Genomic DNA, 20818 nt, shown 5'->3' on the forward strand with positions numbered 1-20818 from the left:
ATCGATCCAAACCCGCGATTATCAATGTTCAAAAAAATCCTCAGGATCCTCTGGAAAGACGTCGTCACCGAATTTCGGACGCGCGAGTTGTTCAGCGCCATGTTTGTCTTTGCGCTGCTGGTTGTCGTCATCTTCAACTTCGCCTTTGAGAGTGCCCCGCGAGAGTCCATTCTCCAGGCGGCCCCGGGATTGTTGTGGGTGGCCTTCACTTTTTCCGGGGTGCTCGGCCTGAACCGGTCCATCGCCATCGAGCGCGAGAATATGTCCATCCAGGCGCTCATGCTGGCGCCCGTCGACCGGGGGGGAATCTATCTCGGGAAGATGCTGGGTAACTTTGTGTTTATGATGGTCAGCGAGCTGCTCATCGTCCCGCTCTTTGCTGTCCTGTACAACTTCTCCTTTACCGCCCACTTTGGCCAATTTGTGTTGATCCTCGTGCTGGGGACCCTCGGCTTTTCGGCGGTGGGGACCATTTTTTCGGCCATTGCCGTCAATACCAAGATGCGCGATGTGCTGCTGCCGATCCTGTTCCTGCCGGTGGTTGTCCCGGTGCTGATCGGCGCGGTGGAGACGTCAGTGCGCACCCTCGCCGGAGAGCCATTGCGTGGTATGATGGATTGGATCAAAATTCTCATCGTGTTTGACGTCATTTTCATTACGACGTCGTTCCTGGTGTTTGAGTTTGTACTTGAGGAATGAGAGTCGGCACATTTCGACCCGCCACCGGAGAGGCACAGGAAATCAGATGTCGGAAGTCATACTCCGCAGGATCGACCGAACCTATTCATGGGAGATCAGAAGTCAGAATCCGCGGCGGACGGATGCAGGACCTTAGAGGTGCTTTTATGTTAGCCAGGATCTCGCGATATTTTTTCTATCCCCTCGTGATTCTTTTTCCGTTTTCGCTCTACATGGTTTTTGTTTACGCGCCGGAAGAAGAGACGATGGGGATCGTGCAGAAGATTTTTTACTATCATGTCTCCGCCGGATGGGTGTTCATGCTGGCCTTCGGGCTCGTGTTCCTGGGCTCGGTCGGATATCTGATCACGCAGCGGCAGGTATGGGACACCTTCGCGGCCTCCTCCGCCGAATTGGGCGTGGTCTTCTGCTCCATCTCATTGACCACGGGACCCATCTGGGCCAAACCCGTCTGGGGAATCTGGTGGACCTGGGATGCGCGCCTGACGTCGACGCTGGTCGAGTGGCTGATCTACGTGGCTTACCTGATGCTCCGCGCCAATGTCCCGGAGCCGACCAAGCGCGCCAATCTCTCGGCAGTCTTTGGCATCCTGGGGGCGCTCGATGTCCCCATCGTCTATTTTTCAATCCGCTGGTGGCGGACACAGCACCCTCAACCCGTCATGGGAGGCGGAGGTTACCTGGATCCGCAGATGCGTCTGGCCTTCTTTGTGTGCCTCCTGACCTTCACACTCCTTTACTTCTTCATGTTAGGCCGGCGGATCGAACTCGCCCAGGCGCAGGAAACTTTGAGCTCACTGAAGAGACGCTGGACGAGACGGTAGGGATACGTTCGGGTCTCACTGGGACCCAAGGCGCTCCATTGGACCAATGACTATCTTCTGGGTGAGCCCCGGTTTGGCCGGCAGATCTGAGAGTTGAAATCGTCCTCCTACTTGAACCTATTCACGGAGCCTGTGATGAACAATTATCTGGTCGCTGCTTATGCTGTCCTCTGGATCGTCCTGTTGGTTTACACTTTCCTTCTTGCCCGCAAGTGCAAACGGCTGACGGAGGAACTGGAGCGGCTGAAACAGCAGATCGAACAGGAAAAACGGTAGCGGCTGCCTCCACGCCGGCTTCTTGAATCGGGTGTTCATCCTGAAGGCCCGTTTAGAAGTTCACCGAAACCTTCCATACCCTGAATCGTATCATCCAGAGATGACAGCCATTCTTGAAAGTGTTGATCTGAAGAGGCATTACCCCATGGGTCGCTCCGTGGTGCGCGCCCTGGATGGAGTGTCCTTCACCATCCAGGAGGGCGAGTTCGTGGGGTTGCTCGGGACCTCCGGTTCGGGGAAATCCACTCTGCTCAACTTGATTGCAGGCTTGGACCGCCCGACCAGCGGCGCCCTGAAGATATTCGACCAACAGCTGGACCAGATGAGCCGGGAGGCCCTGAGCCAGCATCGACGCAAGAACGTAGGTATGATCTTCCAGTCGTTCAATCTCATTGCGACGATGACTGCCTTTGAGAATGTCACACTGGCGATGATGTTTTCCGGTGTCCCTCGCGCAGAGCGAGAACGGCGCGGGCTGGAGCTGTTCGAGTCCGTGGGCCTTCAAGACCGCCAACTTCATCGACCCGCGGAACTCTCGGGCGGAGAGCAACAACGCGTCGCCATCGCCCGGGCGCTTGCCAACAGTCCTGCCATTCTGCTGGCGGACGAACCCACGGGGAATCTGGACAGCACGACCGCCCGCGAAATACTGGAGATTTTGAAGCTACTCAACGAACGCGAAGGGAAGACGATCCTGTGGGTCACGCACGACACGGAGCTGGCCTCGAAATATATCCAGCGCAGCATTCGCTTGAAAGATGGAAGGATCGCGGATGACGGAATTTCACCGGCCTTGCCGTCAGGGGGCTCTGCATGATTGGTTTGAATATGGTTCACTCAACAGGGCGACGCGTCTCGTTGCCTTGCAAGGCCGCAGGTCGTACAAATGATCTTTCCTGACGTCCTTCAACTCTCATTGAGAAATCTTCGTGAGGCCAAGCTGCGGACCTCGCTGACCACCCTCGGTGTCTCGATTGGTATCGCATCACTTGTCGGCATGGTGTCACTCGGGGTCGGATTGCAGGAGCTCACCGTCGGGCAATTCAAAAAATCAGGGCTTTTTGACACGATTACGGTGTTTTCCGCGGGTCAAGGCTTTGGCCGCAACACGCGGGTGCGTCCGGCAAGACGAAATCCGGCGGCTTCGGCCAGCGAGCCCGCCCGTCCGGAAAAGCCTCCGGAGCCGCTGGATGACAAGGCGATCGAAAAGATTCAAGCCCTCCCGAATGTGAAGGAAGTTTACCCCAATCTGCGTATGCCCGTGGAGGTGAAGTACGGAAGTTACTCTGAATTTGTCACCGCGGTGGGTGTGCCGCTTTCATCGCGCGGTGAGGGGGTATTCCAAAAAATTACGTTTGGATCCTTTTTGAAGAACGAGACCGAGGATGGTTGCATGTTGAGCCTGGATTTTGTACACAATATGACCTCGGAAGATCCGAAGAACGTCGTCGGAAAAGAGATCACTTTGAGCTACGCGACGGCAGCCGATCTAGCCAACGCCGTGATGGGTGGCCCCCTCGGACAGATGACCATTCAGCGGACTGAAAAAAAATATTCGATCGTTGGCATCGTAGAGCGCGAACCCGGCCCCAACTTCGGAGGAGGGTTTTTTTCATCCATTATGGTTCCACTCAGGAAGATTCAGGAGGCCGGGTTTCAGGACTTCACGAACCCCCAGGCCTTCCTGCGTGGTCTTTCTAATAAGCCCTCGTACAGCGCGGTGACTGTCAAGGTGAAACACCTCCAGGACACGGAAGACGTGGAGAAGAAAATAAAGGATCTCGGATTCAACGCATTCTCGATCAACGATGCACTGCAAGGCGCCAAGAAAGCCTTCATCATCCTGGATATTCTTCTGGGCCTGGTGGGCTCCATCGCCCTCGCCGTGGCATCCCTGGGTATTGTCAACACCATGGTCATGTCGATCCTGGAGCGTACCCGCGAAATCGGAGTCATGAAGGCCATTGGCGCGGGCGATGGGGACATTCGAAAGATCTTTTTCGTGGAGGCTTCCCTGATCGGCATCCTGGGGGGGGCCGTTGGGGTGGCGCTGGGATGGTCTGTGGACAAGATCATTAATTTTGGAGCGAACATCTACATCCAGCGCCAGGGAGGATTTCCAGCCCAGATGTTCTTTACCCCGTGGTGGCTGGTTGCGGGAGGGATCGGGTTTTCTATTCTGGTCAGCCTGATTGCCGGAAGCTATCCTGCAAGCCGGGCGGCGCGAGTGGATCCGATCAAGGCGCTGCGGCACGATTAACGACCGCCACAGCCAAGATAAGAACTAACCGCAAAGAGCGCAAAGGAGGCCCCCCATTGCGGATTGCGGGTTGTGGAAGATCGCAGTTACAGATTGCGGATTTCAGAACAGCACGGCGCGGCTCTTGTGCTAAAGCAGCGGGCCCGAGTTGTCCCCCACGGTGAACCGATCTCTCCCTGCGAGATCAATTATGCTTGGTTGGTAATTTAGCTCATTGCAGGGACCCAAATAAAAAAGCCCCGGACTTCGGGGCTTTCTTAATGTCTCGCAGGATGAAGGGAGCTGTTTGCTAGAGTTGGGCGACCTTCAGGTTGCCGTAAGTCGTTTCAAGCCGCACATGAGGGCCCCCCTTGCCGACCGAACCCGAAATTTCGTTCGTGGGTTGATCCTGGGTGACCTTTAGAGTCGGCGCCTTAAAATCGGTCTGAATATCCCCTGATCTCGTCTTACCATCGATTTGAAACGATGCATTGCGTGGCAATTCAAGGTCAATCGATGAGGATTGGGTCCGGATTTCAATATCGGCCTTTGGAGGCAACGAGGCGCGATATTGTACATTTCCCCGGCTGTTATCGACCCGGACCGGCCCCACCACCTCCTCGAGCCGGATGTCCTTGTCTCTTGTCTTCACGGTAAAGGGTCCCTTAATATTGCGCACCGTCAGATTGCCTGACTCCAGCCGGATTTCCCCTTCGACCTTGTCCGCCAATAAATCGGTTCGACTGGAGAGGAAGCGCGCTTGCTTCTTCACATCCTGGAAATCAACCGAGAAGAATTCGCCTTTGACCGACCCGTTCCCTCCGACCTTGACGAGAGCAACATCATTCCCGCGTCCGGAGAGATCCACATTTCCGGTGACATCATTAATCTTGAGATCGCCCCGTCGCATTGCGATCACAACGTTTCCCACAATCTGTGAAACTTCCACATCGCCGCGGGTGGAGTCCACGGATTGATCGCCCACCAGTCCGGTGAGGCTAACGTCGCCACGCTGCTGGTTGGTTGTCACCTGGGAGTCCTTGGGGACATTGATCTCAAGGTCCACGTTGAGTCGATACCCCTTGTTCGAGGCATCCTGACGGTTTGTCACGATCTTGTATTTTCCACCCTCCTCCGAGATGGTCGTCTTATTCAGATCCGCGCGGGCCTTGGCGTCATTATCATTGTCGGCATAGACGCGCTTTTTCACCTGGACCTGAATCTTGGGTTGGTCCCATCCGGTGACCTTGATATTGCCCCGGACATCGGGAATTTCGATCACCGCCTTCGGGCCGGCGGCAGACTCAACCTGTTCTGTATAGTCGTAGGGATTGCCGAAGAGCCCCTCGAAGGAGATGGTTTCATCATCGTCTCCAATATGGATTCCGGGTCCGCGGAAGAACCGGTCGGAGTTCCGCACGCCGCTGGAGATGGCCGTTCCGATGATGAGGAGGAAGACCAGCGCGACAATCTCGCCGCCCGTGATGAAGGGTCCCGGAGGAACGTTCGGGTCCTGGCGGAACTTGAAATAGGCATACAGCTTGCTCAACCCCCAAAAAATGATCAGGATCGGCCAATACTTCCCGACAATGTGCCAGGGCCGGACGTCATGATGAAAGTTGGTATAAAGAAACAACCCCCCGATCGCGATCAGCGTCAATGCCCAAAAGATCGAATCCCTTCGATATCCGTTTGCCATATAGGGTCTCCTGTTTCCAGGGTGTGAATTTTCCTTTGTAAACGCCCCCGTTATTCGTTCCCTCTGCGTGACCCGAAGTCTCGGGGCTGTTCATCTACGGCTTTGGCGGCTCCGGGCCGCCCGCCGATGGATTTTGTCCCCCGCCCGGAGAAGCCGGGGTTGCCTGCGTCTGGGGAGACGCCTGCCAAGTGGGATTCCCGGGGGGCGTACCAGGGCCGGCCGGTGGCGGAACGAGAGGGGGAGCAGCGGGCGCGAAAAATCGTTCCAGAATTTTCACCGCCCCAATTACCACCAGGATCACCGGCCAGGTGTGACCTATTCCCCAACCCCGGTAGGGAAAGAGCTCATCCAGAAGGAATAGCAGTCCTACTGTGATCACGACGATGGGTCCCATTAACCGCCGAGGATAATAGCCGTTTGACATGGTCGTCTTACTCCTAAGGATTGACTAAAGGTTCTTGAATTTTGTCTTGAGGCAGGTCGACCGTCGTGGTCCACCCCCTCACCAATCATCTCGGTCTGCTCAGCCGGTTCCGCAGCATGAGGATGCCGCAGATGACCAGTATCACAGGCCACAAGCGCCACAGCCTGCCAAAGTTGTAAATGTTCATGTTATCGAGCAGGAAGAGCACTCCGATCACCACCAGGATGATTCCGCCAATAGGCGCGTTCAACTTCCAGTCGCTCCAGAAATCCTGGTAGAACTGCGGCTGGGCCAGGGACGGCTGTGCCGCGGTCGGGCTGCTCATGCCCGCAAGTTGTTTGCGGCGTGCCGTCTGATACGCTTCAAAGGGCATGTACAGACAAAAGAACCCCAGAAAAATTCCCACGAAAGCGTCACCGGCATCCGGGAGGTTGCCACTGGCCAGGAGCGCGATCGTGCCGGCGAAGATGGCCACATGCACAGCCGCCTTGGTGTATTCGCCATTCACGACAGCCCCCACGCCCGGAATCCATCCCAGGCCGAAAGCCACCCAGGGGTGGGCAAAGTCGGGTGGCGGACCGGCCGGAGTTCCCACGTTTCGGGCGAGACAGGCCTCGCAAAATGCCTGGCCTTGAATAAGGTGAGTGCATGTCTGGCACATGGGCTTGCCGCAATGGCGGCAGAAATAGGAAGAATCGACTTCAGCATGGTTAGCGCATTTCATGAGAGGCCTCCCGGGTTCTCCGAACGATGGAAATTCTGTACAAGAATGGGTCCCGTATCATGCCCCTCGCTGATGGTGCGCTGCGATCCCGATTTCGCCGGGGGAGTGGGCGCGGCTTTCTCCTGGGGTTCGACGGGGTTGGGTTGGTCCTGATCCGTAGTTGATGCGTTCAGGCTATCGACCCGCGACTGGATCTCATAGACAATTCGCAGGGCATTGTAGTACTTCACCCCGCGGCTGTAGGCGAGGTGCACTTCCCGGTTGGTGTGTTCCCACAAGCGGGAGGGCTTCAGGTCAGCGGTCGTGAGGTGCCGGAAGTCGAGGCCCACCGCGTAAAGTACGACTGCCAGCGAGGCGACAGCCATCAGCGACCCCATGGCGAGCTTGGGAAGCTGCTGCGGGCGGATAAAATCAAAGATGAAATCGTACCATGCAGGAACCGCCGGAGCTCCGGAAGTTTCCGCAATGATCCGGGTGATCAGTCCCAGCGGGGGCTCGGCTTCCGGGATCGCACTGGCCAGAAAGCGGTTGCCGCGCATCTCCGCCGCGAGCGCCGTGCACTGTTCGCAATGGGAGAGATGCTCCTCCACCTGCCGCCGGGTGGCGCCATCCAGTGTTTCGTCGAGATAATCGATCCAGAGATCTTCAAAGTGGTTGCAGTTCATAGTCATTTCACCGCATTCCTTTGTCCAGGGCGGTGCCCCCGGGTTTCTGCTTAGATTTCAACCTGACTTCGCTTCCGCTCCAGGATGCGTGCCAGTTCGATGCGCCCCCGGTTGATTCGAGATTTGACCGTTCCCTCGGGAACGTGAAGCACGGTTGCGATCTCGTCGTACCGCATGTCCTCGCAGTCCCGCAGCACGACGGCCTCGCGCAGGTCCGGAGACAACCGGCTCAAACCCCAGCGGACCATCTCGATCTTGTCGTTGGTGGAGATCTGATCCATCGCCGTCTTCGTCCGTGAAGGATTGCTCTCCACGCTCTCAAAGACTTCCTCCAGGGCAACGTCCCCTGCCTCTTTTTTGTGTTTGCGGTAATGATCGACCAGGAGGTTGCGGGTCACACTCATCAGCCAGGTGGAAAACGAACCTTCCTGCGCGTTGTAGCTCTTGAGGGTTTTATAGACTCTCATGAAAACTTCCTGGGTCAGATCTTCCGCGTCGTGCCAACTGCCTGTGAATCGATAACAGAAGTTATACACGCGCTTGGTGTGCAACCTCACGATTTCCTCCCACGCTGCGTTGTCGCCGTTCAGGCACCGGCTGATCACCTCCGCATCAACGTGAACCAAAGCGCCTGCTCCTTCTCGTTCTCGGTTCCACTATCAGAAACGAAAGCGAGGGCCAAAAAGTTCCATTTCCTTCAACGGACGAGGCGGTGGAAAGAGAGCCTCCGTGCGCAGACCGGGACACCGAAATCGCCATTGGTGAGAGTTCCTTGGAGGGCATGCCACGGCTGCGTGGGAGGGCCAAATGTGCTTGACTTAATCACAATTTGTAGTATAGGTTGAGCCCGCGGTACGTATCCCTAGGGTGATGGCTGGCCTCGAGTGATCCAATCCCCAAAACGAAGTGGGCTCGCTTTCTCATACCGGTCTTCAGCACTTGACTTTCCATGAGCTTGAGATTTCGCACGTTTGTCTGGGTGGCGCTCCTCCTCGGTGTCCTTATTCTAGTGGTTTGGGGGGCGAAAAACAATCCTGAATGGCATGCCTTCAGCTGGCGCCTGTTCCTGAGTTACCTCGTCCATGTTCATCTCGGGTACTTGCTCGCGGGGTTGGTGCTCTCGCTCAGTGGTTATTTCATTCGAGCCCTCCGGTGGAGGGAATTTCTTTTCCCGGTGAAGGTGGTTTCACTGAGGAATCTGTTCTCCGCTGTTTTGATTGGTTTTGCTGCCGTGACCCTGCTGGGCCGGGCCGGCGAGTTTTCCCGCCCCTTCATCCTGTCGCGAAAGGAAAACTTGCCACTTTCAATTTCCCTGACGACCGTCATCGTGGAGCGGCTTTTTGATTTCGGTACGATTCTAATCTTGTTTCTGGGGAACCTGGCATTTTTCCATTTAGGCGCTTCCGTTTCTTCGCAAAATGTCGCCGTGTTCCACTTCTTCTCGCGGGCCTCGGCCCTGGTTCTGGCGGTGTTGGTCGGCATCACCGTCTTCCTTTTTTTGTTTCAGATGAATGCCGTACGATGGATTGACTTCCTGATGGAGCGGTTGCACATCGTTCCGCAAAGAATCCTGGTGAAAACGGAGCAGGCGCTGAAATCCTTCGTTGAAGGTCTGGCGTTTATCGCTCACCCGCGCCCGCTGTTTTTTTCTCTTTTCTACTCCCTGTTGCTGTGGTTGGGGGCAACGGCCGGCATTTATTTCATTGTCAGGGGGTTTGGAATCGGGTTTTCGTTTTCCATGGGCATTGTTCTGCTGACTTTTTCGGCGATCGGGGCCATCGTGCAACTTCCGGGCGTGGGAGGAGGCTACCAGGCGCTGATTCTGTTTACGCTGGTGAGTTTTCTCGGCGTGGATCCCAATGTCGCTTCGGGGATCACCCTGGTCGCCTGGGTGATTGCCTTTTTGCCGGTCGCCCTGATCGGTCTCCTAGAATTGATCCGGGGAGGCTGGTCATTGACCTCTCTGGCTCGAGAAGCGGAGAAGGAAGCCGCTTCAGCGCTTGCAGGGCCGGAACCGGCGTTTAAGAAGTAGAGCGAAGAGCGGGAAGCGATCAGCGGTCAGCGAACAGCCATCAGCTTTTAGCTATCAGCGGTCAGCTATTGTCAGGCCCCTATTTGTAATGGATGAAACGTTCGATACCGTCATCCTTGCACCACCTCAATTCACAGATCAAGAAGGTTTATATTTTCTTTACTTTAATTGCAAAAGGCTAACGTCTGATAGCTAATAGGTGATGGCTGAGCGCTAATCGCTGACAGCTTCTTTACCCAAGTTCAAGGAGGTCTACCCGTGAAATGCCCTTATTGTTCTCATATTGAAGACAAAGTTGTGGACTCGCGCGAAAGCAAAGAGGGTGAGGCGATCCGCCGGCGTCGCGAATGTCTGCGGTGCGGGAAACGCTTCACGACGTACGAGCGGATCGATGAAATCCCATACATGGTGGTCAAAAAGGATGGCCGGCGCGAGAAATTCGATCGCGGCAAGATTTTAGCCGGGCTGTTACACGCCTGTGAGAAACGACCGGTCTCCATGGCCAAAATGGAGGAGATCGTCAATCAGGTGGAAAGTTATGTCATGGAGTCGCCCACGCGGGAACGATTGACCAAAGAGATCGGCGAGATCCTGATGAAGAACCTGAAGAAACTCGATAAAGTGGCTTATGTCCGGTTTGCCAGCGTTTATCTGGATTTCAAAGATGTGACCGAGTTCATGGGGGAAGTGAAAGAACTCCTCGGGGCTCGAGTGAAAAAAGAATCCCAGAAAGACAAAGAATAAGAGGGACAGGAAGACAACAGGTCAAGGCTGAAGCTCCAGCGGTCGGGGAGGGTCTGTATTTGTTCCCGACACCCGAAACCTGACACCCGGCACCTCTGCATCCTCTTCTTGCCACCGAGGGCTGCAAACAAGGGTTGTTCTCCCTTCGCATTGACAATTTGCCGAACTCGCCCCTATAATCGGCGTTTTCGATTTGCGGTGAAGGAGCGCCTACATGTACGCAGTCATCAGTTCCGGTGGAAAGCAATACCGGGTTCAGCCCGGAGAGACCATTGAGGTTGAAAGGCTGGAGGCCGAAGTAGGTCAAAATGTGAAGTTTGATGAGGTTCTGGCCGTCAAGACTGACACCGATTTCAAGGTGGGAACGCCGTGGGTGGCCGGCGCCAGTGTGAGCGGGACCGTGGTGAATCACGGGCGGGGAGACAAAATTATCGTCTTCAGGTTTAAACGCAAGAAGCAGTACAAAAAGACGACCGGACACCGACAGGATTTTACCGCCGTCAAGATTGCGGACATTGTTGGATAGAAGCAGCTCGGCCGGGCGTTTCGGGATGCCTTTTGGAAATGAACGAACCACCGATGACGGAGTTATCCCGGGGGTCATCGTGCCGATCGAGAACGACATTTGAATTTGCAGGTGGGAGCTTATGGCACACAAAAAAGGTGTAGGTAGTTCACGGAATGGCCGCGATTCCAACGCGCAGCGGCTGGGTGTGAAGCGCTTTGCAGGACAATTTGTCACCGGGGGATCGATCCTGGTGCGCCAGCGCGGCGCAAAGTTCAAGCCGGGCCCCAACGTGGGCCGGGGAAAAGATGACACCCTGTTTGCCAAGGTGAGCGGGATCGTGCAGTTCCACGACAAGGGCAACCTGGGGCGCTTCATCAGTATTTCGCCGCAGGCTCAGGCATAGGATTCTATTCAGGAACTCTGTGTGGTCTCGTCACGGACGGCGGATGGCTCAAAGCGGGTCGCCAACGTATCATCGTCTGGCTTCTGGCTCGGTTCCATCCGCTTTTTCTTTTGGGTCGCATGATCTTTCTCGATGAAGCCAGGATCTTTGTAAAGGCCGGAGGCGGCGGGAACGGCTGTCTCGCCTTTCGCCGCGAAAAGTTTGTCCCGCGGGGCGGGCCCAGCGGGGGCGACGGGGGGCGGGGTGGGAACGTTTTCATGGAGAGTTCACAACGCCACAACACCCTCCTTCATTACCGTTACAACAGGGAGTTCAAAGCGCAGCGTGGCCGGCACGGGGAGGGTTCGAACCGGCATGGGGCTGATGGGGAGGACGTGGTTCTAAAGGTTCCTCTGGGAACGCTCCTTTTGGATGAATCCACCGGGGAGACTCTGCATGATTTCACCCGCACGGACGAAAGAATTCTGATCGCTACGGGGGGGCGCGGGGGATATGGCAATGCCCATTTTGCCACCTCGACCAACCGGGCCCCGCGACGCCATGACGCGGGCCAGCCGGGAGAGGAGCGACATCTCCGGCTTCAGCTGAAGCTCCTGGCGGATGTGGGACTGGTGGGTTTTCCCAACGTCGGCAAATCGACCCTCATTTCGCGCATTTCGGCGGCGCGTCCCAAAATTGCCGATTACCCCTTCACCACGCTCGTGCCGAACCTCGGGGTCGTGGCCGTCGACGAGGAGCGCAGCTTCGTTGTAGCGGACATCCCCGGTCTCATCGAGGGCGCCCATCTGGGACAGGGACTCGGCGTTCAGTTCTTAAAGCACATCGAGCGCACGCGCCTGATCCTGCACCTGGTGGATGTCTCGGAAAGCAGCGGGAGAGACCCCGTCCACGACCTCCAAACCATTAACTGCGAACTGGCCTCCTTCAACCCTGTCCTTCTTCAGAAAATCCAATTTATCGTGGCCGCCAAAATCGATATCATGGAGGATGGGAAGCGGCTGGAAGCGGTCGAACGGTACTGTCGGGATGAAGGCTTGACCTTGCTGAAGATATCCTCGGTCAGCGGCGCCGGCATTCCGGAGTTGGTCTACACCGTGGACGGAGAACTCCGAAGGCTTGCAAATCAGGCCGATCCGGTCAAGGTCATGTAAGTCAGGGTGATCGTTCGAAACGAATTGCAGGCCTTCGGGAGGCCGGCGGCTGCGCTTTTTGGAAACAGACGGGGGTTCTCTTGCGGGTCGCTATTTTTGGAGGCACTTTTGATCCCATCCATCGCGGACACCTGCGTATTGCACGGCAGGTGACGCGCCTGCTCCAACTGGAGCGCGTTCTCTTCGTCACGGCTGCGCGCCCTCCCCACAAAGCGGCCGCCCAACTGACCCACGCGTGCGATCGCCACGCCATGGTCGCCCTGGCCCTGCGTAGCGAACGGCGGTTTGTGGCTTCGAATCTTGAGTTGCTGTCACCCCTTGAGAAAAACTACTCCATCGACACCCTGGCCCAGGTCCGGACCCAACTCCACCCGTCCGACGAACTCTTTTTTATTATGGGGGCGGATCAATTCGCCGAATTCCGGACCTGGAGGGACTCCGACCGTCTGCTCGAGTCCGTGGCCCTCGTGGTCGTGTCCCGGCCCGGCCTTGCCATCGAGGAGCTGATCGAGAAATGTGATCAGAAGATTCAGCGCGCCATCAAACGTCTCCCGGGAAACGCCCGGAAGCGGGCAGGGCGCTCGCGGCGGCTCTCCGCCACCCCTCCCGTAATCTTCCTTGTTTCGGACCTGAAAATCGACATTTCGTCCACTTCCATCCGTGATAGAATATCCGCGGGTAGATGGGTTCGTGGAGTACTCGATCCCGCAGTCGCCGATTACATTCGGAAAAACCGCTTGTACACAAAAAGAACCTGAAGACTCAATCGAGCGTCCCCACTGGGGAAATGAAAAAATCCCTTACTCAAGCAGTACGAGCCGCCGAGGATAAGAAGGCGGAAGATATCGTCATTCTCAACCTTTCCTCTATCTGCTCTTTCACTGACTACTTCCTGATTTGTACCGGTCATTCGTCGCGCCAGGTCCAGGCCATCGTGGACGGGATTGAAGAGAAATTGCGGAAGCAATCCTTCCGGCCCACGCACATTGAAGGATACTCACAGGGAGAGTGGGTGCTGATGGATTACACCGATTTTGTGGTGCATGTGTTTTCGCCGAAGGCGCGCGAATTCTATGATCTGGAGCGATTGTGGCGCGGGGCCCGGCGTCTCGAAGTCTCCGCCGCCCGTCGCGGCACCTCGCGGAAGCAGGGTTGAGTGAAGATCCGGGCATTCTGGGTGGGAAAGATCAAGCAGGCACAGTGTCGCGAGCTGTTTGAACTATACTGGTCGCGCCTGGGCCAGATGGCTCCGTGCGAGGTCGTGGAGGTGCGGGATAACGCCGCCCTGCTCAAAGGGGCCGAAAAGGAGACCGTCAATTCCTTTTCGATCGTGTTTGACGAAGGGGGACGGCAGTTCAAATCCAGCGAATTTGCCGAGGTCATCAAGCGTCTTCAGGATCGATCGGTCCAGGAACTTCGGATTTTCATGGGGGACCACGACGGCCTCCCGGAGGACCTGAAGGCCGGCGCCAATCTGCTGGTTTCACTTTCGGCGATGACCTTTCCGCACGATCTGGCGCGAGTCATGGTCGCCGAGCAGTTGTACCGGGCCATGACCCTCATCAAAGGACACCCGTATGCGCGGTGAGACAGCGGGGAGGCGAGGGGTCAGGTGCCAGGTGTCGGGTGTCAGCGAGAGCCGAGGGATTTCTTTTGGCCTCCGGCTTCTGACCTCTGGCCTCGGTTGATTGTCGTCTTCCACTTTCGGAGAACCCGTGAGATTTGACCAATCTGAAGATTGTTGAGGCATTCCACCATGGCGGCTTGGTTCAAAAAAGAAAAAACACCGATCGCCTCTGTCGAAGAGAAGCGGGTCAAGACGGAAGGCTTATGGACAAAATGTGAATCCTGCAAGCAGATTATCTGGAAGAAGGATCTCGCTGCGAACTTCAATGTCTGCCCGAAGTGCAATTTTCATTTCAAGTTGGATGCTCGCGAGCGCTTGAAGATGCTGTTCGACGACGGGGTGTTTTTCGAGCTGGACAGCGACCTGGCAAGCAACGATCCGCTTCATTTCAAAGACATCAAGGCGTATCGCGACCGCTTGCGGGATGCCACCAAGGCGACCGGCCTCAAGGATGCCATCATTACCGGGGACGGCGCCCTGGGAGGGCGCCCCGCCCTCATTCAGGCCATGGAGTATCGATTCATCGGAGGCAGCATGGGAGCGGTGGTGGGAGAAAAAATTGTCCGGGCCATCGAGGCCTGTCTTCAGCGCCGATGTCCGCTCATCATCATCTCCGTCTCAGGAGGCGCCCGCATGATGGAGGGTGCCATCAGCCTGATGCAACTGGCCAAGATCAGCGCCGGACTGGCCCGGCTGGACGAGGCCAAGGTTCCCTTTATCTCGGTCCTGACCGATCCCACCACGGGGGGGGTCACCGCCAGCTTCGCGATGTTGGGAGACTTGAACGTCGCGGAACCCGGCGCCCTCATCGGCTTTGCGGGTCCGCGCGTCATCGACCAGACCATCCGGCAAAAGCTGCCCGAAGGTTTCCAGCGGAGCGAGTTTCTGCTCGAACACGGCATGCTTGACGGCATCGTCTCGCGCAAGGATATGCGCCAATTCCTGATTCAGTCGCTGGAGTTCATGGTGGCGGCGTAGAACGAGCTTGAGGGAATAATCGAATCTGGCGCGGCGACGAGTCCGTGTGCAGAGTCTTCAAGGTGTTGATTCAGAGCGGCCAAGGCCTCCCGGATCCTGCTCGCCCCGCCTCCATCCAGACCTTAATTTTCGCGACGGCCCTCGCGGCCGTTTTCTGTTGTGATGCCTCTTATCCGTGCAGAGAAGCAGTTGCTGGCCCTGGGGGACGAAGTCCTGACCATGAAGTTTGGACTCCGCAATATGCGGACACTGCTTCATGCCCTGGGCTCTCCGCACCACGCCTATCCCTCAATCCACGTGGCTGGGACGAATGGCAAGGGTAGCGTGTGCGCCATGCTGGACAGCATTTTGCGCGCCAGCGGCCGTAGGGTGGGGCTATTCACCTCGCCCCATCTCATCTCGATTCGCGAGCGCATGAAGATCAATGGGAGGGACATCTCCCCCGCGGAATTCACGAAATCTTACGAGCGCGTGGCCCGCACCATTCGCTCACTGCAGGGAACGCGCCATCTGCCGTCCCACCCAACTTATTTTGAGACCATTACCGCGATGGCCTTTGATTACTTTGCGCGCGCCAAGGTCGACGTCGCCGTTGTGGAAGTGGGCATGGGAGGGCGGCTGGATTCAACGAACCTCATCACTCCCGTTGTCTCCCTGATTACCAATATTGATTTCGACCACGAGCGCTTCCTGGGAAACACCATTCGAGGGATTGCTCGAGAAAAAGCGGGGATCATAAAAAAAGGAGTACCCGTTTTGACCTCCGCTCGCCGTGCGGACGCGCTGCAGGTGATCCGGCGAGTAGCGCGTTCCCGAAAGGCGCCCTTCCACCAAGCCCGCCACAGAACCAGGCTTTCCAGGATTCACCTGGAATTAGGCCGCTCCCGTTTTTTTTTGACCACCCCGGATGGCCCATATGAAAAAGTGGAACTTCCCTTGACGGGACGGCATCAAATTGATAATGCCGTCCTCGCCATACGGGGTCTGGAGGAATGTCGCGGACGCGGATTGAGTGTTTCGCGCGCAGACATCCTCACGGGTCTGGGAACGGTCCGATGGCCCGGACGATTCGAAAGAATCAGCACGCGTCCCGAGATCGTTGTTGACGGGGCGCACAATCCGGCGGGCGCGCGGGCTCTTCGGCGTGTCGTCAAAGATCTTTTGCGCGGCCGTAAAATTATTCTGATTTACGGCGCGATGCGGGACAAGGCCATCCGAAAGGTATTTCGACAATTGGAGCCGCTCGCCACTCAAGTCATTTTCACTCACCCGGCGATTCACCGGGCGGCGACGCCGCAGGAGATATTCTGCCAGGCCGGCGAGCCGGGTTGCCCCTCGTATCTTGCCCGAAATCTGCCGGTTGCCCTCAAACTGGCACGGCACCTGGCAAGACGAACCTCGACGATTCTCATCACGGGCTCTCTCTACCTTGTCGGTGAGGCAAAACGAATACTGGGGAGAGGGGACACCGAAGGATGACATGTCCCTTAAATCCTCACCACAGAGGGCGAGCCATCACGCGCCGTTGTGATATACTTTCTTGCCGCGTCTTATGCGATTAAAAATCCGCCTTCCTTCCAAGCCTTCCCACTTCATCTGGACCCGCACTAAAATCCTTTTAGCCACACTCCTCCTGCTGGTCCTCGCGGCGGCCGTGCCGCTGGTGTACTTCTACGTGAAATACTCCAACATGATCGACCAGCGGTTCAGCGGTGAGATTTTTGCAAAGACATCCCAGATTTTTGCCTCCCCGACCGTGATCGGGGTGGGTTGGCCGGGCCGTCCTTCCGAGATCACCTCCGAGCTGCGCCGGTCCGGGTATGTGGAGCAGGGGAAGGGGAGTTCGCGTCGGGGCGAGTTTCGGTATGTTCGCACGGGGTTGGACATTATTCCCGGACCTGAATCGGCCCTGGATCCCAAGCGGGACCACGTCCGGATTGAATTCCAGGAAGGGAGAATTTCACACCTCACGCGGGTCGACGATGGTGCCGAGGTTTCGACTGCTCAGCTCGAACCTGAACTGATCACAAACCTCTTCGACCAGCGACGGGAAAAGCGGCGCCTGCTCAAGTATGAAGATCTTCCTCCCAACCTGATTGCCGCCGTCATTTCGGCCGAGGACAAACGGTTTTTCAGTCACAGCGGTTTTGATGTCCTGCGGACCTTGAGCTCCGCCTTTCGTGATGTTTCGAGAATGGAAATGGCCCAGGGGGGTTCCACCATTACCCAGCAGGTGGCCAAGGGATTCTTTCTTACTCCCGTGAAGTCCTGGCGACGCAAGCTGGCAGAACTCTATATTGCTATTCTGCTGGAGCGGAAGCTGTCGAAGCAGGAGATCTTTGAACTTTATGCCAACAACACCTATGAGGGTCAGCGGGGGAGTTTCTCCATTAATGGCTTCGGTGAAGCCGCAGCCGCCTATTTCAACAAGGATATCAAGAACCTCACGCTCCCCGAAGCCGCTCTGCTCGCAGGCATTATTCCGTCACCCAACCGGTATTCACCCTGGCGTCATCCGGACAAGGCGCACGTCCGCCGCGACTGGGTGCTGGGCCAGATGAAGGAGAACGGGTTTATCAACGAGAGCCAGAGGGAAGCGGCGACGAAAACGTCCATCGCCGTCATGCCTCCCAATTATGATTACGGGGACGCCCCTTACTTTGTGGACCTCGTCAAGGACCAACTCCTGGAGAAATACAGCGAGAGCGACTTGGTCACCCAGCAGTTTCAAATCTATACCTCGCTGGATCTGGTGCTTCAAAGGGCCGCTTTTGAGGCGGTGCGGGACGGGATGAAACAGGTCGATGACCTGGTGGCACAGCGAACGCGCCGTCGTTTAAAAAAGGGCGAAACGGCACCTCCCTTGGAGTTTTCCAAGCTTCCCCAGGCCGCCTTGATTGCATTAGATCCTCACTCTGGGGAAATCAAGGCCCTCGTGGGAGGGACCGATTACGGTCTCAGCCAGCTGAATCACGTGCTGGCCAAACGCCAGCCCGGATCTTCGTTCAAGCCGTTCGTCTATGCCACGGCCTTAAACTCCGGTGTCGACGGGTCCCAGCCGCTCATTACGCCGGTGACGACCGTGGTGGATGAACCCACGGTGTTCACGTTCGACGATAAAACGTACGAGCCGGACAATTTTGGTCAGGAGTTCTACGGGACCGTCTCCGTGCGGTTCGCACTGGCTCATTCCCTGAACGTCGCGACGATCAAGATTGCGGAGATGGTGGGGTTTCCCAAGGTGGCCGCGTTCGCAATCGAGACGGGACTCAATAACAAGATCAAAGCAACCCCCTCCATGGCGATTGGCGCCTATGAAGTCACACCCCTGGAATTGGCAGGTGCTTACACGGTGTTCGCGAACCGAGGGGTGCGGGTGGATCCCATTATGATCGGAAGGATTCGCAACCAGAGCGGCCAGGACTTGGAACGTGCCCAAATGAAAACCCGTCCCGTCCTCGATCCGAGGACCACTTATCTTCTCACGTACTTGTTGGAGGGAGTGGTCAACAACGGAACGGCCGCGGGAGTCCGCGGCAGGGGTTTCTCCCTGCCGGCGGCGGGCAAGACCGGGAGTTCCCACGACGCCTGGTTTGCGGGATACACTTCCGGATTGCTGTGTATTGTGTGGGTCGGTTACGACGATAATCATGATATCAAGATTGAAGGCGCCAAGGCAGCATTGCCTATCTGGACGGAATTCATGAAGAAAGCCGCCGCCCTGCGTCCAAGGTCCGTAGGAGGACAGCCGTTCACCCCGCCCGAGGGGATCGAGTTTGTGAAAATTGATCCGGAAAGTGGGGAACTGGCCAACGACAAGTGCCCCACGACCCATGATGAAGCCTTCATTGCGGGAACCGCCCCGTTGCAGCATTGCCACCTCCACGGAGGAGGATTCCTGCAGAGACTGTTCGGGATTTTCGGCCACAAGGAAGTTCAACCCCCACCCAAACCGTAGCCCCGCCGTTATCCCTGGTTCTGAAGTCGATACCTCGTCTCTCAAAACAAATCTGGAGCCGTGGTTTGAAATCCTTCAAGGGGACTGGCTGGAGTCGGAAAAGACTTCCTGATTGCCTCCATTTTTCCTGGGGATGGGATTTCCCCCTTGTGTTCAAGGCTCGGGAGCCATCATGAAAGCTTTTCTCATCGCTGCCCTTCCGTTCCGTCGCAAGGCAATCGGAGATTTCAAATTTGAGATTTCAGAGGTTGCGAACCGGTCAGTCGAGATTTGTGTGCGCTGCGATTGACCTGTGCCTTGACCCCCGGGCTGTTGATTTTCGAACCGAGGTTTGTGCCCCCACCTCCGCAGAGACGTCTCACCGGGAATCCTTTATGAACGGATTTCACATTCATGGCGAAAATCAAAACCTCAATTTCCGTGGGGCGATTGCAAATCCTCCGAGGGCAATGACCTCCGGAAAAACCTCGACGACGTAACGGGGTTCGGGAAAGGCGAAATAAGAGAGGAAAACGGTGCGAAGGAAAATAAGGGAGAGCAGCAAGAATGCGCCGACGACCTCCGGGTCGTCGGGGGAGCGGTGGTGGCGGAAGATTCTCCAAACGCCCGCCAGTGCAAACGCAAGGTAGACCAGGTTGACGAGGAAGAGAAGGAGTGAAAAGAGAAAATCCCGTGGATCATTCTCCCAGGCCTCCCTGATGGGAAGCAGTCTCCCTTCCAGCGGGAGGATTTCGACCCGCGGTGTAAACCAGAGTGCCAGGGTGCGGAGGGCAGGAGTGATCACGAAAACGCGGAAGGGATGCCGATGAAGGCGCTCGCGAGCCATGCCCTCGAACTCAGAGTCGGCGGCGGAGTCGAGAGAGTGCGATTCGTTGTGGCCGCGGAGGAGGAGCAGGATTCTCTCGCGCTCTGCTGGAGTATCGCTGGCGCTGCCGGGCAAGGCCCCCAGGGGGATGTCCGAATCCTGGACCGTCCAAATGAAGTTATAGACATCCCCGAATCTCCACAGCCATGTCCGGCACCAGTTGTAATATCCACGTGGGACGAATTCGTCGGGATCCTGGGCGTACGCAGGGGCGAGAGGTTGAAACGTCTTGAAGGTGACCAGGTTTCGAACGGTCCAGGGAAAAAGCGCCAGGGCCAATCCAAGGATGACAAGGAAGCCATCCGCAACAATCGCACGCCAGCGGTGATGGGAGACTCTTCGAAGGACGAGGACCAGGCCGATGGCAACCAGCCAGAGCCCGCTCTCGACCCGGAACAGGGTGGCCAATCCGGCCGACAGGCCGCAGAAGAGCCAGTTTCTTTTTGGCATCGAAGGTTGGAGCCCCCGGACTGCAAACAGGGTCGCGGCAGTCAGGAGAAGAGTTGTGGGCACCTCAGCGAGAATCGATGCCGCGTAATTCGCCACGAAGGGACATAGCGCGGCCAACAAGAGCGCCCGCTGTGCGAGGCGTCTCCGCCCGGCCAACTCGCCGGTGGAGAGGCTAAAAACAATTATAGCGATCAGGACACAGGTGAGCGTATCGAGTAATGCTTGCACGATACGAACCGCCGTTTCATTTCCGTGGCCGGTGAGGGCAAACAGGGCAGCAAGAAAGAGGGGATAACCCGGCGCGCGGGTCAGGGTCGGCGCCGGCGGCTGCTGGTCCTGCGGCTCCAGATGAGAATAAACGCCATATTGGAGCAGGTTTCGGGCATACGCTTCGTAGATGGGCGAATCGCCTCCCACGTGGGGAAAGGCGAGCGCCAGAAGGATTCGAAGGGTCAGGGCGAGTAGAACCAACGCGTAGGTTTGCTTTCGATGCCCCGAAAAGGCCTCTTTCATGTTTCTGGACCCGGTTTGGGATATAATCTTGTGGTAGTA

The 20818-nt window shown here is 56.8% G+C and carries 22 protein-coding genes; 16 read left to right on the forward strand and 6 right to left on the reverse strand.

Going from position 1 to position 20818, the window contains the following annotated elements:
• Window positions 1-24 precede the first annotated feature (24 nt).
• The 5 genes from LAO21_14660 (at window position 25) to LAO21_14680 (ending at window position 4059) form a co-directional block, all read left to right on the forward strand.
• Complete coding sequence (locus LAO21_14660) at window positions 25-699, forward strand: heme exporter protein CcmB (GenBank protein MBZ5553958.1); 675 nt, start codon at window positions 25-27, stop codon at window positions 697-699.
• A gap of 146 nt (window positions 700-845) precedes the next feature.
• Window positions 846-1523, forward strand: a complete 678-nt coding sequence (gene ccsA / locus LAO21_14665; protein ID MBZ5553959.1) for a cytochrome c biogenesis protein CcsA — start codon at window positions 846-848, stop codon at window positions 1521-1523.
• Between the two features lie 111 nt (window positions 1524-1634).
• Window positions 1635-1799 carry a CcmD family protein gene (locus tag LAO21_14670; protein MBZ5553960.1) on the forward strand — a complete coding sequence of 55 codons (165 nt, stop codon included), beginning with the start codon at window positions 1635-1637 and terminating at the stop codon, window positions 1797-1799.
• A 100-nt stretch (window positions 1800-1899) separates the two neighbouring features.
• Window positions 1900-2616, forward strand: coding sequence for an ABC transporter ATP-binding protein (locus LAO21_14675; protein ID MBZ5553961.1), 717 nt, complete (start codon window positions 1900-1902; stop codon window positions 2614-2616).
• Between the two features lie 99 nt (window positions 2617-2715).
• Window positions 2716-4059: an ABC transporter permease gene (locus tag LAO21_14680; GenBank protein ID MBZ5553962.1), complete on the forward strand. Its 1344-nt coding sequence runs from the start codon at window positions 2716-2718 to the stop codon at window positions 4057-4059.
• Between the two features lie 289 nt (window positions 4060-4348).
• Here the strand turns inward: LAO21_14680 and LAO21_14685 are convergent, their stop codons facing one another.
• From LAO21_14685 to LAO21_14705, 5 genes are all read right to left on the reverse strand, one after another.
• Entirely contained in the window at window positions 4349-5737 is a 1389-nt protein-coding gene (locus LAO21_14685) for a DUF4097 family beta strand repeat-containing protein (GenBank protein MBZ5553963.1), read from the reverse strand.
• Between the two features lie 94 nt (window positions 5738-5831).
• A complete protein-coding gene (locus LAO21_14690; protein MBZ5553964.1) occupies window positions 5832-6161 on the reverse strand; it encodes a DUF5668 domain-containing protein in 330 nt (109 codons plus the stop codon).
• A gap of 85 nt (window positions 6162-6246) precedes the next feature.
• Window positions 6247-6885: a DUF5668 domain-containing protein gene (locus tag LAO21_14695; protein ID MBZ5553965.1), complete on the reverse strand. Its 639-nt coding sequence runs from the start codon at window positions 6883-6885 to the stop codon at window positions 6247-6249.
• On the reverse strand, window positions 6882-7550 hold the full coding sequence (locus LAO21_14700) for a zf-HC2 domain-containing protein (GenBank protein MBZ5553966.1): 669 nt from the start codon (window positions 7548-7550) through the stop codon (window positions 6882-6884). Before LAO21_14700 ends, LAO21_14695 begins: the two co-directional genes overlap by 4 nt.
• 50 nt (window positions 7551-7600) lie before the next feature.
• The gene (locus tag LAO21_14705; GenBank protein ID MBZ5553967.1) at window positions 7601-8176 is read right to left on the reverse strand and encodes a sigma-70 family RNA polymerase sigma factor; all 576 of its coding nucleotides are present in this window, start codon (window positions 8174-8176) and stop codon (window positions 7601-7603) included.
• 323 nt (window positions 8177-8499) lie between these two features.
• Here LAO21_14705 and LAO21_14710 point away from each other — a divergent pair, with 323 nt between their 5' ends.
• The 11 genes from LAO21_14710 to LAO21_14760 all read left to right on the forward strand — a co-directional run bounded on the left by LAO21_14710 (window position 8500) and on the right by LAO21_14760 (window position 18951).
• Window positions 8500-9582, forward strand: coding sequence for a flippase-like domain-containing protein (locus tag LAO21_14710; GenBank protein ID MBZ5553968.1), 1083 nt, complete (start codon window positions 8500-8502; stop codon window positions 9580-9582).
• A gap of 258 nt (window positions 9583-9840) precedes the next feature.
• On the forward strand, window positions 9841-10326 hold the full coding sequence (gene nrdR / locus LAO21_14715) for a transcriptional regulator NrdR (GenBank protein MBZ5553969.1): 486 nt from the start codon (window positions 9841-9843) through the stop codon (window positions 10324-10326).
• 214 nt (window positions 10327-10540) lie between these two features.
• A complete protein-coding gene (gene rplU, locus LAO21_14720) occupies window positions 10541-10852 on the forward strand; it encodes a 50S ribosomal protein L21 (protein ID MBZ5553970.1) in 312 nt (103 codons plus the stop codon).
• Window positions 10853-10973: 121 nt separating this feature from the next.
• Window positions 10974-11237, forward strand: a complete 264-nt coding sequence (gene rpmA / locus LAO21_14725) for a 50S ribosomal protein L27 (GenBank protein MBZ5553971.1) — start codon at window positions 10974-10976, stop codon at window positions 11235-11237.
• Between the two features lie 122 nt (window positions 11238-11359).
• On the forward strand, window positions 11360-12388 hold the full coding sequence (obgE, locus tag LAO21_14730; protein MBZ5553972.1) for a GTPase ObgE: 1029 nt from the start codon (window positions 11360-11362) through the stop codon (window positions 12386-12388).
• A gap of 80 nt (window positions 12389-12468) precedes the next feature.
• A complete protein-coding gene (nadD, locus tag LAO21_14735; protein MBZ5553973.1) occupies window positions 12469-13146 on the forward strand; it encodes a nicotinate-nucleotide adenylyltransferase in 678 nt (225 codons plus the stop codon).
• Between the two features lie 29 nt (window positions 13147-13175).
• On the forward strand, window positions 13176-13544 hold the full coding sequence (rsfS, locus tag LAO21_14740) for a ribosome silencing factor (protein MBZ5553974.1): 369 nt from the start codon (window positions 13176-13178) through the stop codon (window positions 13542-13544).
• Complete coding sequence (locus LAO21_14745; protein MBZ5553975.1) at window positions 13545-13976, forward strand: 23S rRNA (pseudouridine(1915)-N(3))-methyltransferase RlmH; 432 nt, start codon at window positions 13545-13547, stop codon at window positions 13974-13976.
• A 168-nt stretch (window positions 13977-14144) separates the two neighbouring features.
• Complete coding sequence (gene accD, locus LAO21_14750) at window positions 14145-14993, forward strand: acetyl-CoA carboxylase, carboxyltransferase subunit beta (protein MBZ5553976.1); 849 nt, start codon at window positions 14145-14147, stop codon at window positions 14991-14993.
• 162 nt (window positions 14994-15155) lie between these two features.
• Window positions 15156-16472 carry a bifunctional folylpolyglutamate synthase/dihydrofolate synthase gene (locus LAO21_14755; protein MBZ5553977.1) on the forward strand — a complete coding sequence of 439 codons (1317 nt, stop codon included), beginning with the start codon at window positions 15156-15158 and terminating at the stop codon, window positions 16470-16472.
• Between the two features lie 73 nt (window positions 16473-16545).
• The gene (locus tag LAO21_14760) at window positions 16546-18951 is read left to right on the forward strand and encodes a PBP1A family penicillin-binding protein (GenBank protein ID MBZ5553978.1); all 2406 of its coding nucleotides are present in this window, start codon (window positions 16546-16548) and stop codon (window positions 18949-18951) included.
• 403 nt (window positions 18952-19354) lie between these two features.
• Here the strand turns inward: LAO21_14760 and LAO21_14765 are convergent, their stop codons facing one another.
• On the reverse strand, window positions 19355-20779 hold the full coding sequence (locus LAO21_14765; protein ID MBZ5553979.1) for a glycosyltransferase family 39 protein: 1425 nt from the start codon (window positions 20777-20779) through the stop codon (window positions 19355-19357).
• Window positions 20780-20818 lie beyond the last annotated feature (39 nt).

The sequence above is a fragment of the Terriglobia bacterium genome, assembly GCA_020073085.1.
In the GTDB taxonomy this organism is placed as follows: domain Bacteria; phylum Acidobacteriota; class Terriglobia; order JAIQFV01; family JAIQFV01; genus JAIQFV01.